The 15,848-nt window shown below is 68.1% G+C and carries 12 protein-coding genes; 3 read left to right on the top strand and 9 right to left on the bottom strand.

Going from position 1 to position 15,848, the window contains the following annotated elements:
- Nucleotides 1-8: 8 nt before the first annotated feature.
- From ACOJVX_RS12570 to ACOJVX_RS12530, 9 genes are all read right to left on the bottom strand, one after another.
- Nucleotides 9-410 carry a hypothetical protein gene (locus ACOJVX_RS12570; RefSeq protein WP_418155359.1) on the bottom strand — a complete coding sequence of 134 codons (402 nt, stop codon included), beginning with the start codon at nt 408-410 and terminating at the stop codon, nt 9-11.
- A 1,793-nt stretch (nt 411-2,203) separates the two neighbouring features.
- Nucleotides 2,204-2,563: a winged helix-turn-helix transcriptional regulator gene (locus ACOJVX_RS12565; protein WP_418155368.1), complete on the bottom strand. Its 360-nt coding sequence runs from the start codon at nt 2,561-2,563 to the stop codon at nt 2,204-2,206.
- 498 nt (nt 2,564-3,061) lie between these two features.
- Nucleotides 3,062-3,613 (bottom strand): flavoprotein, encoded by a 552-nt coding sequence (locus tag ACOJVX_RS12560; RefSeq protein ID WP_418155358.1) that lies wholly within the window; start codon nt 3,611-3,613, stop codon nt 3,062-3,064.
- Nucleotides 3,610-4,863 carry a helix-turn-helix domain-containing protein gene (locus tag ACOJVX_RS12555; RefSeq protein WP_422646759.1) on the bottom strand — a complete coding sequence of 418 codons (1,254 nt, stop codon included), beginning with the start codon at nt 4,861-4,863 and terminating at the stop codon, nt 3,610-3,612. The genes ACOJVX_RS12560 and ACOJVX_RS12555 overlap by 4 nt, the downstream gene beginning before the upstream one ends.
- A 511-nt stretch (nt 4,864-5,374) precedes the next feature.
- Entirely contained in the window at nt 5,375-5,866 is a 492-nt protein-coding gene (locus ACOJVX_RS12550) for a hypothetical protein (RefSeq protein WP_418155356.1), read from the bottom strand.
- 428 nt (nt 5,867-6,294) lie between these two features.
- Nucleotides 6,295-7,677 (bottom strand): helix-turn-helix transcriptional regulator, encoded by a 1,383-nt coding sequence (locus tag ACOJVX_RS12545; RefSeq protein WP_418155355.1) that lies wholly within the window; start codon nt 7,675-7,677, stop codon nt 6,295-6,297.
- Nucleotides 7,678-7,813: 136 nt separating this feature from the next.
- Nucleotides 7,814-8,452 carry a DUF3558 domain-containing protein gene (locus ACOJVX_RS12540; protein WP_418155354.1) on the bottom strand — a complete coding sequence of 213 codons (639 nt, stop codon included), beginning with the start codon at nt 8,450-8,452 and terminating at the stop codon, nt 7,814-7,816.
- A gap of 586 nt (nt 8,453-9,038) precedes the next feature.
- The gene (locus tag ACOJVX_RS12535; protein ID WP_418155353.1) at nt 9,039-9,452 is read right to left on the bottom strand and encodes a hypothetical protein; all 414 of its coding nucleotides are present in this window, start codon (nt 9,450-9,452) and stop codon (nt 9,039-9,041) included.
- A gap of 14 nt (nt 9,453-9,466) precedes the next feature.
- Nucleotides 9,467-10,894 carry a helix-turn-helix domain-containing protein gene (locus tag ACOJVX_RS12530; RefSeq protein ID WP_422647561.1) on the bottom strand — a complete coding sequence of 476 codons (1,428 nt, stop codon included), beginning with the start codon at nt 10,892-10,894 and terminating at the stop codon, nt 9,467-9,469.
- A gap of 314 nt (nt 10,895-11,208) precedes the next feature.
- Between ACOJVX_RS12530 and ACOJVX_RS12525 the strand changes: the two genes are divergently transcribed.
- The 3 genes from ACOJVX_RS12525 to ACOJVX_RS12515 all read left to right on the top strand — a co-directional run bounded on the left by ACOJVX_RS12525 (nt 11,209) and on the right by ACOJVX_RS12515 (nt 15,828).
- Nucleotides 11,209-11,388: an FxLD family lanthipeptide gene (locus ACOJVX_RS12525; RefSeq protein ID WP_422647560.1), complete on the top strand. Its 180-nt coding sequence runs from the start codon at nt 11,209-11,211 to the stop codon at nt 11,386-11,388.
- Nucleotides 11,389-11,515: 127 nt separating this feature from the next.
- Nucleotides 11,516-14,578 carry a lantibiotic dehydratase gene (locus tag ACOJVX_RS12520; RefSeq protein ID WP_422647559.1) on the top strand — a complete coding sequence of 1,021 codons (3,063 nt, stop codon included), beginning with the start codon at nt 11,516-11,518 and terminating at the stop codon, nt 14,576-14,578.
- The gene (locus tag ACOJVX_RS12515; protein ID WP_418155349.1) at nt 14,575-15,828 is read left to right on the top strand and encodes a lanthionine synthetase C family protein; all 1,254 of its coding nucleotides are present in this window, start codon (nt 14,575-14,577) and stop codon (nt 15,826-15,828) included. The genes ACOJVX_RS12520 and ACOJVX_RS12515 overlap by 4 nt, the downstream gene beginning before the upstream one ends.
- Nucleotides 15,829-15,848 lie beyond the last annotated feature (20 nt).

Here is a 15,848-nt window from a genome sequence, read left to right as displayed (position 1 = left end):
AGCGTCTCCTAGGCATGAGTGACTCCTCCTCGTCCGGCCAGTGCTGAGTCCAGTCGGCCTCGAGCCCCGAGCGGAGCCAGCAGCTGCTCTCCCACTCGTCGCCAGACCAGGTATGCGAAGGTCTCCGCTTCGAGCTCAGCCTTGTCCCCGTAGTACTCGCGGTGCAGCACTCTGGTGGCCCCGTCACGAGCGTCCTGGAGAAGGTCGCTCACCAACCGCGATGTCGCACGCGATGGGCCGGCGAGCCCCCGGCCGAGCGTCGTCCCCTGGTGCCCGCACAGCATGTGGCCGACCTCGTGCAGAATCGTGTGCTCGCGATGCAATGGGCTGGAGGTGTCGTCCACCACGATCATGTCCTCGTCAGGGCCGGCGATCCACAAGCCGCAGGCGATGCTGCTGTACCGGCTCATGGTCTGAACCACCACTTCGACTGGACGTTGCCTGAGCTGACCCACCCTGTCGACGAAAGCGTCAACCGTCCAGGGGTCAGGCAGGCTGACTCGTGCGAGCGCGGTTCGCGCGACCCGCTCAGCGGCTGTGTGCCCGCGCATGACACCCACAGCGCAATCTGAGCTGGCCACCGTCTCGCACGGGGCACAGCATCGCTGACCAGCGGTGCTCAGCCATCACCGTTCCTCCTCAGCCCCCAGTTCGCGCAAGCCTGGGCCTGCCACGGTAGGACGCGTGACAGCTCGGGGAAAGGAAAGTCCGTGCTTCGCACCGCATCGTCACCCGGTGGGAGGAACGATTCAGTAGGCGATCCCTTCTGCCTGTCCGGCTTCAGGACGCGAGGTTGAGGAATCCGAAGGGACACCACTGCTCACGTCGACTGTCCACCGGCCTTCGCTCCTGCGTGCGCTGCGGCGGGCTTGGACGTCAGGCAGTTGGCCGAACCTGCTGGATACCGTGCGGCGCTCCTGGTACTTCGCGGCCGTGCCGCCGTTACCGTGTGCCTGGAGGACAACAAGCTGGTCGAGCAACTTGGTCGAGTTGACCCCCGACCGGCCTCAGCTCCTGATCCCGGTCTGGCTACCGCCCCGCAGCCCACCGTTGGTGAATCCCCGTCCGCCGAGCCCGCGTACTGGTCCTCGACGGCCGGACGATCATTGTCTGAGGAGTGGCCGCGAGGTGCACGGAAATCGACCCATCGGATGATCTCCGAGTAAGTTCTTGCCGAATATCAAAAGATTCAATACTGTCACCGTGCAGATAGGCACACCCATCAACCTCACACGAAGAATTGGAGTCATATAAGTCCCTCGCCCAAATTTCGTGATCATAGCGATGTGAATGATGATGGAATCGTCGAACCGCCTGTCAACAGACAACTACCGTTCGCTACTTTCAGACGCAAAGCTAAGAGCAGCATCTTACTCTCAGCGAGGAAATGAGATCCTCAACGTCTCACGCTGCGCAGCACTGCACTACCTGATCAGTAATCCGACATGCGCCATACGAGGAGATCACCTCGCCGATTTCTACCAAGTAGGGAGCGTCAACTCATGGCGAGCGCACCTCCGAGCCCTTTACAAGCTCGGCCTGGCTACGAGGAGCTTGCCCACCCCAGGGCAGGCCAACTACTACGGCCCCACGGACATCGGGACGGCCACCTATCTCAGATGGGAGAGAACTCTGATATCCGGGCTTCAATCCCGAGGAGTTCTCCCCTCGTCAAAATCGGCACCCGAACCCCCGGAAACAGCCCCAACAGACCCCGACCAACATCTCATCGAACCACTCCCCCCTCAGAAAGATTCATGGATCCTCTGGCACCACGTCTTCTCCTACCTGCATAGGATGGAACGCGAATTGGCCACGACACACACACCGTCGCGCCCCGCCCTCACCTTATTATCCGCCGGGGTCGCGCGCTGGCTAGCAAGGACGCACCCCATGAGCCCGCACTCGATACGAAACTCGACGGGAATCGGCTACGAAGAGCTGGACGAGGTACTGCGCGAACTCACCGCCTTGTCCTACATCCAACACAAAGATGGCCGCATCGGCGTGACCACCGAAGGCAGACATAGGGTAGCCGAGCTTGAATCACAGATCACGTCGATCTTCACGCGAGGACTACGAACTCTCCGAACGAAGTTGGACCGGCTCATACTCCTTCTCCCTGCTGCGACGCCGACATTCGTAACTGACCCACCTGCTCTCAGGTTGGTCGATCCGGAGTAGGCCGTCCCATGCCCAGTCTCTATGTTCCGGGGGTCGCACACCGGCGGTGCGACCCCCGGGCTCGCTCAACCAGCGAAGCGTTCTTCCTCGTCCAGGCCACCGCCGGCTCGAGAAGCTTCAACAAATCAACAACCTCGGGCGTCGCCGTGTATATCGCTTGCGGCGGAAACGTATCCGTGGAACCAGTCCGGCTCACAAGTCCTGCAGCGGTCATCCGTTTCAACGTCCTGGCCAGAATGCTGTCATGGAGGACAGGCGGGGTGCGGGACCATTCTGCTCCGACTGAGCACGCCCGAACCTCGGAGGCGATGTCCACACGCCGCAGCGGACCGTTCGAGAGGACGAACAGGATAGCAGGAGCCCACTTGTCACCGAACATGTACCTGAGGTCGTACAGGCCTCGGAGGAAGCGCTCCTCTCCCAGAGTTTCCACGTTCCCCGACCTCGCTTCGCCCTCGTGAACTCCCCCAGCCAGACGAAGCGCCGATGCTTCCTCAGCACCTGGCCGCTGAGCACCACCGCCTCCATGACGGCCTTCGAGCACCACGTCCCGCTCATGGTGAACCAGCGGTGCCGGGTTCGCCACACGAGGCGCTTGACACGCCTTCTCGCCTCTCCAAGCCTCACGCGCCCGCCCGCGCTGCCAACCTTTCGCCACGTTGGTACACGGCTACCGCCCCTCGGGACACGCTGCATCGCGCCGCACCCGCTAGTGACCGCTGCGGCAATGTTCGCAGCACTCGGGTTCCCGACCGAACGGCAACGGTCGACCTCAGCGAGCACGGATCTTCGTGAGCCTTCTCCCAGACTGGGCGCTGCTGCGAGGACCCACTGAGGCCCCGCTGGACGTCTCCCGGTTCGGCGTGTGGGGTCGGCCCTAATCCTCCACCGGTGAGTTGTGAAGCCGGCGCAGTCGCGACAGGATCCGCTTCCAGTCGAACATCATCAACCCGTCCTCGTCGCGTACCGTCACCGAATCCGGGTCGACCATGACGACCCCGGCGCCGACCAGCCGAGCCACGCTGCCACCGTAAGCAGGATGCTCGCGCAACGAGGCCTTCACGCACGGCACAGCGAGAACGGGTACCTCAACGCCCAGCATCTCGTTGAGCACTCCGAGAGCGAACGAGTCACTGATACCGGTCGCCCACTTGTTGATCGAGTTGAATGTCAGCGGCGCCGCGACCACAACCTCCGCGCGCGGTAGGGACTCCTGCCGCAGCGGCGGGCTCATCGCTGACCGGGTGACGCAGCCGGTCGCGGCGGCCACCGCGTCGAGATCGATCCACGACGCCGCGTTCGGCGTCGCGATGACGCAGACCGACCACCCCTCGGCGGTCAGGGCCGTGACGAACTCCTCGATGCGCAGCACGGGTGGGGCGGCGGAGACGACCAGGTACGCACATCGCGCGCCGGCGGCCGCGGTCACGCGGTCACTCCCGTTCGTAGGGCCAGCCCTCGCAGGCCCGGCACGGACCGGCGACGTTCCCGCGCCAGCAGGGTCCGGATGACGCGGCGGCTGTGGTTCTTGGTCCGGACGAGTTCGGGAGCCACGCGCTCGGCGTCGAGAAGGTGGATCACCGCCAGGGGGTCCTCGGCTCGCTGGCTGTGGGCCCAAGCGCTGTCAAGATGGAACTGGGCCTGGCGGCCACGCAGACCCGACGGTATCCCGGAGATGTCGATCCGCTCCGCCACCGTCAACGCCCCGTCGGGGTCGTCGAGGGCCACCGCCGCCGACACCCGGTGGATCATCACATTGGTCGGCCCGAACGCCGTCCACCCGATGTTGCCGTCCACACCGAGCCGCAGCGCGAGATCCTCAGCGTGGTCAAGCCGCGATGCGGTTTCCCGGCGGTCGCCGCGTCGGGCGGCGATGATCGCGGTGATCAACGTGAGGGTTCCTCGCCAGGTCAGGCTCTGGGGGTCGGTGCCTCGCAGTTCCTCGACCGCGCTGGTGGCACGCTCTTCGGCGTGGGTGCGGTCCTCACGCTGCCCGGTGCGGAGGAGTGCGCAGACCACCTGGTAAGTGGCGGAGGCTTGGCCGAACGGGTCCTCGGCTTCCTCGGCCGTGTCCTGGGCCCGCTGGGCCGCCATCCTCGCCGCGGGAGCGTTCTCCGCCTTGGTCGCGAGTTTTGCCTCGGCGACCGCGAGGCTCGTCCGCAGCGCGAGCGCGGCGCGGCGGGTGCCCGAGGGGCTGGTTTCGACGAGCTCGTCCACGGCGGCCGTCACGGCCGGTACGAGTCCTGCTGATTCGGCGTAACGCGCCGCCTGGTACCAGCGGTGGACCTGCGATACGAGTTCCCCGACTTCGCCGTGCGCCGGTACTCGGGCGGGCAGTGTGGTCCGGCCCAGGGAAGCCCGATGATCCCAGGGAGCGGCGATTCGGTCGATGAGGACCGTCTCGTTCATCCGAGGTGCGTCGACGACGGGTCGGCGGGAGCGGGTGAACGTTGCGTGGGAGACGTGGGTGGTGCCGGGGCTCAGGAGCGCGTCGAGCTCGGTGAGGGAGACCTTCAGGATGGCGGCGAGGTCGGGGCGGCGCCAAGGCTGGGGGGTGAGTGTGCCCCGTTCCCATCGACCGACAGTCGACAGTTCCACACCGAGCTGTTCGGCGAAGGTTTGTTGCGTGAACCCGAGCGCTTCCCGCCGGGCGGCGAGTGCATCTCGTCGTGTGCCCATGTGGTACCTCCGACTGTGTCGACCGCACTCTAGCGGCCCACCCTCCACGCCCATCGAAGGCTAACCAGTATCGGGGCTGTGTTGTAGGTGTCCCGCCGGCCGAGCTTGTCGTCAGCTCGTATTTCCTCGCGCCACCGACCCTCGCGAGTGGAGACGTGCCCCCCTGTTGACGGGATGACGCCAGGTCGCAATGGGGAGCTGCGCGGCCGCTATCAAGATTCGATTTTCCCCGCCGTCTCCCGCACCGTCCGTCTGGTATTTCGGTGCCGGATTCGTCGGCGAGTCCTCCGATGTTCTGCCGACCTCATGCGGACAACAACCGGGACGTGGAATTTCTTTTGCTCGATACTTGGCGAGGGCTAGGGTGTGGTCGGAGCAGACGAGGGGTACGGGTGCAGCCCGTCGCTGGGCGTTCCCGCAAGCTCCTCGCCGCCGTGAACCGGGCTGACCCAGCGGTCCACGACACCCCCGTTGACACCCTAGCCCTCGCCAAGACAACCGCCGGTCGCTCCTATCCGAAGCAGGGCCGAGCCATTCCGGCACTCGCCTCGGTATGGAGCTGCATGATCGCCGACGCAGTAGCAGCGATGGTTTGAGGCCAGCGCGAGGACAACCGCTCCCACTGGCCAACCCGCCGCCACCGGTTGCGGTGGGCCAGCAGCATCGTCACCGTGACCTGGTCCTCCTGCGGAGACGCGCCGTCCGGAGCACTGATCACGACGACAAGATCCCCCTCACACTCCGCTGCCTTCGGCTGTTCGAACAGCCAATGGCCAGCGAACAGTGCCAGGTCACCGCCGGCATCGGCGTCGTCGTCCCAGACGTCCACGGCCGACACCAGGAATGCCCACGCATCGTCGGGCTGTCGCATTGGCGTGGTGGTTGGCGATGCGAGAATGACGTCCTCGGGGGAAAGCCCCTCCCACGACAACGGGTCCGCCTTCTCTTCGTCCTGAACCGTGCGGTTCACCGTTTCTGGAAGTGTGGTAGCGGTGTCGGTCATCGGACCGTCACCGGCAGGGTCAGGGGCCGGTTCGGATGGCGTCTCAGGGGCAGGGTGCACGGGCATGGTTGTCTCGTCCCTTCGGGTTGGGTTCATTCGGAGCCATACGGCTCACGTCCATGGACGCTTCGTCGCCCGCAGTTGTCAAGCCGCATTGTGCGGCTAGCCGTGAAAATGGACGCTTATGGGGTACCGCTGCCCCCGAACTACTTGATCGAGATTTCGACGGTAGTCCGGTGAAATGCCCCCGGCCTCCACCATCGACACCGTCTACCATCGACACCGGCGGTTCACCAGTTCTCGCCAACGAGGGTCGCCACTATCATGACGACCTCAAGGCTCGAACGGTCACGCCCCAGGGAGAGATCAATGCATGGCTCCAGCCAATCGCACACCATCTCGCCCCGAGCGCTGATTCCTGCCACGCGTCAGTTCAGGAGGAAACGGCGGTCGCGCCAGGCCATCCGCAGCAGGGTCAACGAGCTGGCCGAGATCCGTGGTTCGAGCCGGTCGATCGCGTCGTCGGTGAACGGCATGTCCGTCCGTCCCCCTTCACCGACAACGTGGCCCTCATCATTGGTCGTCACCAACCCGGTGAACAGCCGATCGAAGACCTCGTCATCCACCACCGCGACGGTCCGTTGGCTCGCCCCCAGGGTGAGCGGGTCCATCACCAGACCGTAGTGCCAGAGCCTGAACCGGCCCTCGGCACGCGCCCGCTCGAAGGAACGGAACGGTTCCTGCCCGGCGTAGTCGATGGAGCTCGCTCCGGCCCCGTCGTGTTCGGGATTGCCGAGGAACTCCTCCGAGTACTCCCGCATGATGTTGCGCCACAACGAGAAGTCGTTGCGCACGTCGACAGCGGCGACCGAGGACGGCTGGAACTCCCCGGAGGGCATGACGGTGCACAGCCCACCACCGTCGGCCACAGCGCGGCCGTCACGCTGGTGCATCATGAACCGGTGCTCACCGCGCCTGTCCCTACGGATCGTCAACGTGCTGATACCAGGAGACATCAACAGCCGCAGGGGATCGAAAGGATCACCGAGTGCCGAGCGCAACGGCAACGCGCTCCACGCGGGCACTGACCCCCCTGCTGCCAACCAGGCCGCTTTGAACTCGTGAGCCAGGCACTCCTTGACATCGAACACCTCGAAGAACGTGGTGGTCGCGAACGTCAGCGCCAGCCCGTCCTGGTGGGACACCCCCACCAACCGGTAGGAGAGCCGGTTCTCCAGAAGCCGAGGCCGCACCAGGTCACGGACCGCCCTGCCGTAACCCGCGTAGCGGTTACCGCGCGCGGTCAACGGCAGCACGTGGTCCAGCGGCCCGAGCCGGGCCACCGGGTACCCGGCATCGGAGAAGCTCAGACGCACCGAGTCCAACTCCACGGGCTGATCCAGCAACCAGCCGGGACCGGTCAACACGTGTCCGCCCGGCGCCCGTTGGCTGGCCGGGTACAGCCACGCGGCCAGTTCCGCCAGCTCCCGACCGCGTACACCCTCCGCTCGACGGATGCGAAGCCACTCCGCCTGGCTCTGGCGTACGTGCTCGGCGACCTCGGGACCCATGGTCACCGGGGGTTCGATAGGAGCGGCGGGTAAGGGGGTGGCGGCCAGGAGGACGTCAAGCTCCTCGGTGGAGACTTCGAGCGCTTTGGCGATGGTGGGACGCATCCAGGGTTGGGGATCCTGCGTTCCCCGTTCCCACCTGCCGGCGGTGGAGAGTTCGACACCGATGCTGCGGGCGAACGACTCCTGGGTGAAGCCCAACGCCGCCCGCCTCTTCGCCAGCCGCTCCCGTTTGGTCACCTGTGCGCTCCCCGCCATCGCCTCGTCGTCACACTGGGAATCAGGTTGCCCAGCACGGGGGGCGTATCGCATCGCCCGAACGGGCTGATCGAACACAGCCTCGATCCCCGTCTGCCTTGTACTGGCCAAGGTCCTGTCAGTCCCCGGTGGGCAGCCGCACCAGGACGGCGCGGGCGACGTCGGCGGCCCGGGCGCACGGGTCCGACTCCTCGGCCTCGGTCACTCCGTCCTCCAGGTAGAGCGCGTTGTCGGACTGCACGACGAACTGCTGGTCGTGGGCGGTCCCGACGAAAACCTGGCAGTTGCCCATCTGCTCGACGTGCTGCGCCGCGACGGCCGGGTAGCCCTCGATCGTGATCGGGGTGAACACGGCGTAGGCGTCCTTCCGGTCGTACACCTCGCCCAACCCGGTGCGCCCGATGTCCCGATACACCGCCGCGTCGGTGGCGGTGACCCGGTTGCGCCACAGGCACGGTTCGAACGGCCCGGTCGGCCGCTCCAGCTCCCCCTCCGGGGCCAGCCCGAGTTCCATGGCGGCGTCCGGCGGCAGCAGGTCGCAGGGCTCGAGCGCCCGCATGTCGATCGGGTTCTCCACCGGCGGGTACCGGGAGTCGGCCGGCGGCTGCTCTGGTGTGGAGCTCACGGCCGAGCCAGTACCGCCGGGGTGCGCCTGTCCGGCCTCACCGGAGGGCAGCGCCACCGCCAGGTAGGCCACCACCACCCCGACGACCAGCACCACGGCACCGCCGGCCCACCACTTCCCACTACCCGCCATCTCGCCTCCCACCTGGTCGCCTCCTCGATGGACCCGTCCTGGTGGAAGCGCTCTCGCGGGCACTTCACGCAGGCAACGATGGCGTTCCACAGCTGGAACGAGAAGGAATGGACACCATGGTCAGACGCCTGGCCAGAACCGGTTCGGGCCTGCGGCACCCGGTCGGGGGCGGGCACCGCAGGCCCGAACCCAGTCAACAGCGATCCCAGCCTGGTCACCAGAGCGGCGGTCAGGCGTTTCAGGGGCGTTCATGGGGCGGCGTCTGTCCTGCCCTGAGCGTGCACACTTTCTGGGCCGGGCGCCTCCACCTCGCGGTCGGGCCTCGCGCACGAGGCGGAAATCGCGCGGCAGGCTAACGAAGGGAACAGCTCGCCGATGGCGCGAGCGAGATCAGCGGCCCACGCCCTGACGTGGAACCGCGAACGGCAGGTACACAGCCCTGGAACCCCACTGGGTGGGGCAAGAACAGCCGGCCGCAAGGGTGTTTCCGCGCTTCTCCAGGAACCGACTCACCAGACCGTGTCTCGGGCACGCGAGGCAGTTCCCGTCCGACACACTCCACTGCCCCGCCCCACCCGGCCCCCGATCAGGGCCGTGGTGGGTGAACGGCACCACCCGACGTGCCAGCAACTGCCCCCGACCGGGCCTCGCGTTCGATGCGCTCGAAGATGTCGATGTCCGTCGCCTTCTGCCAGTCGGGCAGGTCAGCCCAGTCCGCCACGTAGGACGGCTTCGGATCGCGGAAGTGCTTGAGGACCTGCCCGACCCAACACAGCGCGACGAAACGGCCCTTCTGCTCCCGGGTGAGCTTGCCCGTGGCGCCGCCAGTGACCTCAATGAACGCGAGCACCTGGTCGTACACCGAGGTCGCGGCAGCGCGTTCCCAGTCCGGAGTCTCCTCCCACCCGGCGAGGTACCCGGGCTTCGGCTCGCCGGGATAGTGCTCGATCACCCCGGCGATCCACGCCTCGCGGAACACACGGCCACGGTCGTCCTGCATTCGGTGGTCCTCCATCATGCGGCGTGGGTACCGACGAGTTCGCTGATGTCGGCATCGAGTCGCTGGATCCGCTGGTCGACCAGCAGAGGGTCCAAGTACGACTGTAGACCGCGCAGCTTGTGGTTCACGACGCCGGAACCGGTCCGCCGGGCGGTGGCCACGGCGGCGTCGGCGTAGGCGATGACCTGGTCGTGGTCGCGGCGATGCACTCCGATCACCGCCAGGTCGGTGAGAACGCCGGCCTTCCGCCGTGCCGTCAGGCTGCCCGCCAACGCGTCCCCCAGCGCCTCCTCGGCGGCGTCGTAGCGGCCCAGCGTGACGTAGCAGCTGCCGCGTTCCTCCGCCAGCCGGCTACCGTCGAACCGCAGCCAGCCACCGTTGTGCACCGGACCGCGCAGCTGGTGAACCTCGGCGGCCGCGTCGAGCGCGCGTTCACAACCGCCCAGATCGCCGAGACCAGCGCATGTCCCTGCCCGCATGGCCGCGACCCAGTGCCGGGTGGAAAGAGTGGGATCGCCTCGCTCTGCCACCGCGGCGGCGAGTTCGAGCAGCGGTGCGGCTTCGGCGAACCGGCGCTCGTACAGGACGATGAACGCGTGCCGGATCAGCGCGCACGCCCAGAGGTCGGGCGAGTTGGCCTCCTGGCCCGCCGTTGCGGCCAGGGTGTAGCAGTGGGCGGCGTCGGTGTAGCGGTCCGCGTCGAGGAAGATCTCGCCGGTCAACTGGAAGAGCTCGGAGGACAACGCGCAGAGCCGCTGGTGGATGGCCGAGTCCTGGGGATGACGCAGGCCGGCGGTCAGGACGTCGAGCTGCGCGCGGACGAGGGGAAGCACCTGGCTCTTGGTCGGCGCCTTCACATACATCCGCCACAGGTGGCTGTTCAGCGCGGCGAACTCGGCCGCCGCCGCAGCATCCACCCTGCCAGTGCCGGCGGCGGCCGCGAAGCTGTCCCCCTCGGGAAGGGCTGGTTCTCCAGCCGGCGTGGCCAAGGCAGCGCCGGTCATGGTGAACAGGCGCAGCAGGTCGCGGCGGTTCATCTCGTCTGCCTCCACTGAGTCGGGCTGGGCCGGCATGACCTCTCCACCATGCACCCTGCCATCCGCTCGTGGCTGGGGGACCTTCCGCGTAGCGGTGCTCTCGGCGGGGTCCGTGTCGCAGGCCCTTCCCGCGTAGTGGACCGCCTTCATTGACTGGGGTGGCGTGGCAGTCGCCGAAGGGGCCGCGTGCCGGCCTGTCGCTGGTACGAGCAGCGCACCGAGCTCCTCCAGACTGATACCCAGTGCCTGCGCGATACGGGGCCTGCGGTACGGCTGCGGCGTCAGGTCACCGCGCTCCCACCGCCCCACCGTGGAGAACTCCACACCGACGGCAGTGGCGAGGCCCTCCTGGGTGTAGCCCATCATCTCGCGCCGCGCGACGAAGGCGTTCCGCCGCTCGCCCATGGCGATCACCCCATCCCATTCAATTCGGTGTCACGCTAGCCAGGAGCGCGCCGGGATTGGTCGTTCGCGGGGAGCTGTACCCGTTCGGGCTACGACTGCCCTCTGTGGCGTATTCGCAGGTCAGAGGTAATGACGCCTCCTCGCCGCCTCATGGGCGCCGCGTCTCCGCTCTGGCTGAGGTTGATCATCGGGAGTTGGCTGAGGTCGCTGCGTCCGGGGCGAGCTTCCGCCTCCCACTCAGCCCGAGTACCGGCAAGCAGCAGCGCTCCACGCATCTGGTGGGGCTCCGGGCGGTTATCCACGAAGGAGGATGTGTGACGGTTCAGAGGGAGTGGTCGAGGACTGGCCCACCCACGGCGACAGCGTGCGCCGGTTCGGAGTTCGACCTGGACATCAGGCTGGTCGAAATGGAGGACCCAGCGCACCTGATCAATTCGACGGACGACGGCTGCGGGCATACCTGCGAGAAGTCGACCTGCATCAGCGCCGCCTGACCATGAACAGCGGTCGGACGTCGGCCCGCCGGGTTCGTCGTCCGACCGCCATCACTCTCTTCTCGGAAGGTGCCTGGTGACATCGGCCTCGCCCGACCGCGTCCGCTTCCGAACCGCAGGTGGTGCCGTGGTTCGAGCAGTCGCGGAAGGTGACCTGCGACTCCCGCCGTGGCCCGTGCTGGAGGCGTCCGGTGCTGACGCCGTGACGGGCTGGGTGGCTTGGCTGCGTCAGGTGTGGGGTGTGGAGGCCGTCCGCGATGCCATCGGCCACGCCAGCCCCGTACTCGCTGGTCGCATCCGCAGCCTGTGCGCGGCGAGCGGTCCGAGCGCACGCAAGGTTCGACGCGCGGTGTTGTCGATGATGCGCTACCTGGCGCGGACGACCGGCCGCCCGACGCCCAACGGCTTGTTCGCCGGGGTCGCCGCCGTTCAGTTCGGCTCGGTGCCGTACCTGCGCTGCGGCAATGATCACGAGGCCGTGGCAGGGGCTGAAGCGGGGTGGCTGGCGGAGGTCATTCGTGGACTGGAAGGAACCCCTGCTGTCCTGGCGCGCTTGGCCGTCGTCACCAACACGACGCTGGTGGTGCGAGGCGAGCGCCTGGTGGTGCCGTACCAGCCGGTCAGCACCGACCAGGGCACCGGGGCTGTCGAAGTGGAGCTCCGGTACACCGGCCCGGTGCGCGCTGCGGTGCGGGCCGCACGACGACCGCTGCGCTTCGACGACCTCCGCACCACGATCGAGCACCGGTTTCCCCACGCTGGGCCCAATTCGGTGGTCACATTGCTCACCACGCTCGTCGCGCACCGCGTGCTCGTCACCAACCTCCACGCACCCAGCACCGAGCCCGATCCACTGGGCCACCTGGTCCGCGAGCTGGCACCGGTCGCCGCGGCTGCCTCCGAGCAGTACGCGGCGCTGAACGACCTCCACCGTCAGTTGCAGCAGCATAGGCACAGCACCGTCGAGGTCCGGCGCGCGCTGCGAGCGGAGGCCTGCGCCCGCATGAACACGGTGGCTCCAGTACGGCGAACCCCCGTTGCGGTTGATCTGCGGCTGGACCTGGAGGTCGTGCTCCCCGAGACGCTGGCCCGCGAAGCCGAACGTGCCGCGCTGCTACTGGCGCGTCTGGCCTCCCGACCCGGTGGCACGGCGGCGTGGTCGGACTACCACCGGCGCTTCTACCAGCGGTTTGGCAGCGGCACGCAGGTTCCGCTGCTCGCGGTCACGGCCGACAGCGGGATCGGCTGGCCCGCCGGCTACCCCGGCACCACGGCAGCCGCCGCACGCCCTCAGCGGACACCTCGCGACGAGCGACTGCTGACCATCGCCCAATCCGCCGCGTTGGACGGGCAGCACGAAGTCGTTCTCGACGAGGCGTTGATCGCCGAGCTGGAGGCGGCTCCCCTCGGCTCGGCGCGGCTGCCCTCCCACCTGGAGTTGTGCGCCCGCGTCGACGCCCGCAGCGTGCGATCCCTGCGGGAGGGGAGGTTCCAGCTCGCGGTCACCTCGGTCTCGCGATCGGCGGGTGTTCTTACCGGCCGCTTCCTGCACCTACTCGGCCAGCACGACCGCCAGCGGTTTACGTCACCGCTACGTGCCTCGTCCGATCCGCATGGGTCTCTCCCGGTGCAATTGTCCTTCCCTCCGCTGGACCCGGCTACCGCGCACGTCACTCGCTGCGTTCAGGTCCTGCCGACCGTGCTCAGCCTCGCCGAGCACCGCGACACCACGTCGACCTCCGTGCTGACGGCGGCCGATCTCGCAATCAGTTGTGATCAGGACCGGTTGTACCTGACCGCTCCTGCTCTCGGTGTAAGGGTGGAGGCGTGGAGCTTGCACGCGCTCAACCTGCGCAAGCACACCCCACCGCTGGCTCGCTTCCTGATCGAACTCACCCGTGCGCACTGCGCGGAGGTCACCGAGTTCGACTGGGGAACGGCGGCCACCTTGCCCTTCCTTCCCCGGCTGCGATCCGGCCGGGTCGTGCTGTCCCCGGCCCGGTGGCGGTTGCGCACCGCCGATTTCCCTGGCCCCACGGCCGCCTGGACCTCGTGGGACGCGGTGTTGACCGATTGGCGGGAGCGCCGCCGCCTACCACGGCGGGTGTTCCTGGTCGACGGGGACTGGCGGCTTCCTCTGGACCTCAGCGAGGAGGCGCACCGGGTACTCCTGCGCGAACACTGCACCACCAACTCCCACGCGGTGTTGGAGGAAGGCCCAGCGGAGAACGTCGCCGGATGGCTCGACGGCCGGGCCCACGAAGTCGTCATACCCTTGAGCGCCCACCAGCGGCCGGCCGCGAGGCGACCGCCGCGCCCGACCGTCCACCGGCTCGTCCAGCCCGACGAGCACGGCCTGCCTCCCGGCGCGTCCCCGTTGCTGTTCGCCAAGCTCTACGGCGCCCCGAACCGCCAGAACATCGTCCTCGCCGAGCACCTGCCCGCCCTGCTAGCTGAGTGGGGTGAGGATCAGCCGCAGTGGTGGTTCCTGCGATTCCGCGAGGGCGACGAACACTACCTCCGCCTGCGCATCGCGCTTCCCACCGCCGATCCCGCAGCGTTCGGCGAGGCCGCTGGCCGCGTCAGCGCCTGGACGAACAGGCTGCGCCGCCTGGGCTTGCTGCGGGAGGTGGTCTTCGCCACCTCCTACCCGGAGACCGGCCGCTGGGGCTCGGGCGCGGCGCTGAGCGCCGCCGAGGCGGTCCTCACCGCTGATTCCCGCGCCGTGCTCAACCAGCTCGCGCAGCCCGAACGCCCCCACCCTCACGCCCTGGCCGCGGCGAACTTCGCCGCCATCGCTCTCGCCTTCACCGGGGACCCTGAGATCGGAATGCGGTGGCTGGTCGACCACATCCCAGCAAAGCCGCCCAGCGCCGTTCCGCGCGCGGTCTTCAACGAGGCACGGCGGCTGGCAGACCCCGACCAGGATTTCCGCGTCCTGCGTGCCGAACCAGGGGGCGCAGCGATCGTGGGGGCCTGGGCCGAACGAGCCGAAGCCCTGGCGGGCTACCGGGCTGGTCTGTCCGGGCCCGACGCCGAGGGCGTCGACCTGGATGCCGCCTTGGGCTCGGTGATGCACACGCATTTCCTACGGGCCTGCGGCACCGAGCCCGAGGACAAGGCCGTGTGCCACTACCTCGCCCGGACCGCAGCCCTGACCGTCACAGCCCGCGCGGAAGGACCTCGATGAACTCCGTCCTCGCTTCGGACACCGCTGCCGAATTCGCGGCGGCGATCGGCGACCGCCTCGCCCGGCCCGATGCCGCCACCCTTCCCACCGACGAGCGGTGGTGGCACCAGTCCCTGGCCCACGGAGCTCCCGGAGTCGCGCTGCTGCACATCGAACTGGCGGCGGCCGGGTTGCGGCCGTTCACCCGCGCCCACGAGTGGCTGACCGTCGTCGCCAGCAAGCCGGTCACCGCCGGGGCGAGCACCGGCGGGTTCTACGGCGCGCCCGCCGTCGCTCGTGCTCTCGCGGGCGCGGCCGCCATCCGGCCCGGCGCCTACCGGTCCGCTCTCATGCCGCTGGCCCGGCGTATCACCGTCGACGCCCACGCCCGCGTCGGCGCCGCCCACACCCGCATGGACGCCGGGAAACTGCCCAGGATGCTGGAGTTCGACACGATCCGTGGCCTCGCCGGACTCGGCGCGCACCTGCTGCACCACGAACCCCACGGCAATGCCCTACGAGCCGTATTGGGTGCCCTGGTGCGCCTCACCCACCCCATCACGATCGAAGGAGAGGAACTTTCAGGGTGGTGGACCCTGACCGGCCCCACCGGTCGCGAGGAGGACGAGTTCCCGGGCGGCCACGGCAACTTCGGCCTCGCGCACGGCATTAGCGGCCCCCTGTCGCTGTTGGCCCAGGCCCTCCGCCGGGGCGTGACAGTGGACGGGCAGCGCGAAGCCATCGAGACGATCCGCAGGTGGCTGAATTCCTGGCGCATCGACACCCCCACCGGGCACCGCTGGCCCTACCTGATCACCAGGAGCGAGGCACGATCGAGGCCCGCGCCCACCCGGCTGCGGCACAGCGGGGCCAGCCGCCGCCCAAGTTGGTGCTACGGAACGGCGGGCATCGCCCGCACCCTGCACCTCGCCGCCCTGGCACTCGGAGACACGGCTGGCCAACAGACCTCCGAAGCGGCACTGATCAGCGCGGTAACCGATCCCAGCCAGGACGCGTTGGTCAACGACGCCTCGCTCTGCCACGGCTACTCCGGCCTGGCCCGCATCACCGCCCACGCCGCCACCGACACGACCGGACCCACCACGGTCCAGCTCCAGGCGCTGTCCCGCGACCTACTCGACCGCGCCCGCACCTATCCCGTTCCCGACAAGCCCGGCGTGTTGGAGGCCGCCGCCGGGGTCGGCTTGGCCGCTCTCGCCACCGCGACCGAGCCCACGACGGGCTGGGAAACCTGCCTGCTGATCACCTGACCCGTCCCGGAAGGAGACCC

It is taken from the genome of Actinoalloteichus caeruleus, from assembly GCF_049311605.1.
Taxonomy (GTDB): Bacteria; Actinomycetota; Actinomycetes; order Mycobacteriales; family Pseudonocardiaceae; genus Actinoalloteichus_B; species Actinoalloteichus_B caeruleus.
This window is presented reverse-complemented; position numbering and strand designations above follow the sequence as displayed.

Excerpts from the sequence above, each read along its gene's own strand:
- ACOJVX_RS12530 (WP_422647561.1), bottom strand. The coding sequence starts at position 10,894 with ATGGGCGAGCGGCGGAACGCCTTCGTCGCGCGGCGCGAGATGATGGGC.
- ACOJVX_RS12570 (WP_418155359.1), bottom strand. The coding sequence starts at position 410 with ATGAGCCGGTACAGCAGCATCGCCTGCGGCTTGTGGATCGCCGGCCCT.
- ACOJVX_RS12515 (WP_418155349.1), top strand. The coding sequence starts at position 14,575 with ATGAACTCCGTCCTCGCTTCGGACACCGCTGCCGAATTCGCGGCGGCG.
- ACOJVX_RS12550 (WP_418155356.1), bottom strand. The coding sequence starts at position 5,866 with ATGACCGACACCGCTACCACACTTCCAGAAACGGTGAACCGCACGGTT.
- ACOJVX_RS12535 (WP_418155353.1), bottom strand. The coding sequence starts at position 9,452 with ATGCAGGACGACCGTGGCCGTGTGTTCCGCGAGGCGTGGATCGCCGGG.
- ACOJVX_RS12565 (WP_418155368.1), bottom strand. The coding sequence starts at position 2,563 with ATGTTCGGTGACAAGTGGGCTCCTGCTATCCTGTTCGTCCTCTCGAAC.
- ACOJVX_RS12540 (WP_418155354.1), bottom strand. The coding sequence starts at position 8,452 with ATGGCGGGTAGTGGGAAGTGGTGGGCCGGCGGTGCCGTGGTGCTGGTC.
- ACOJVX_RS12555 (WP_422646759.1), bottom strand. The coding sequence starts at position 4,863 with ATGGGCACACGACGAGATGCACTCGCCGCCCGGCGGGAAGCGCTCGGG.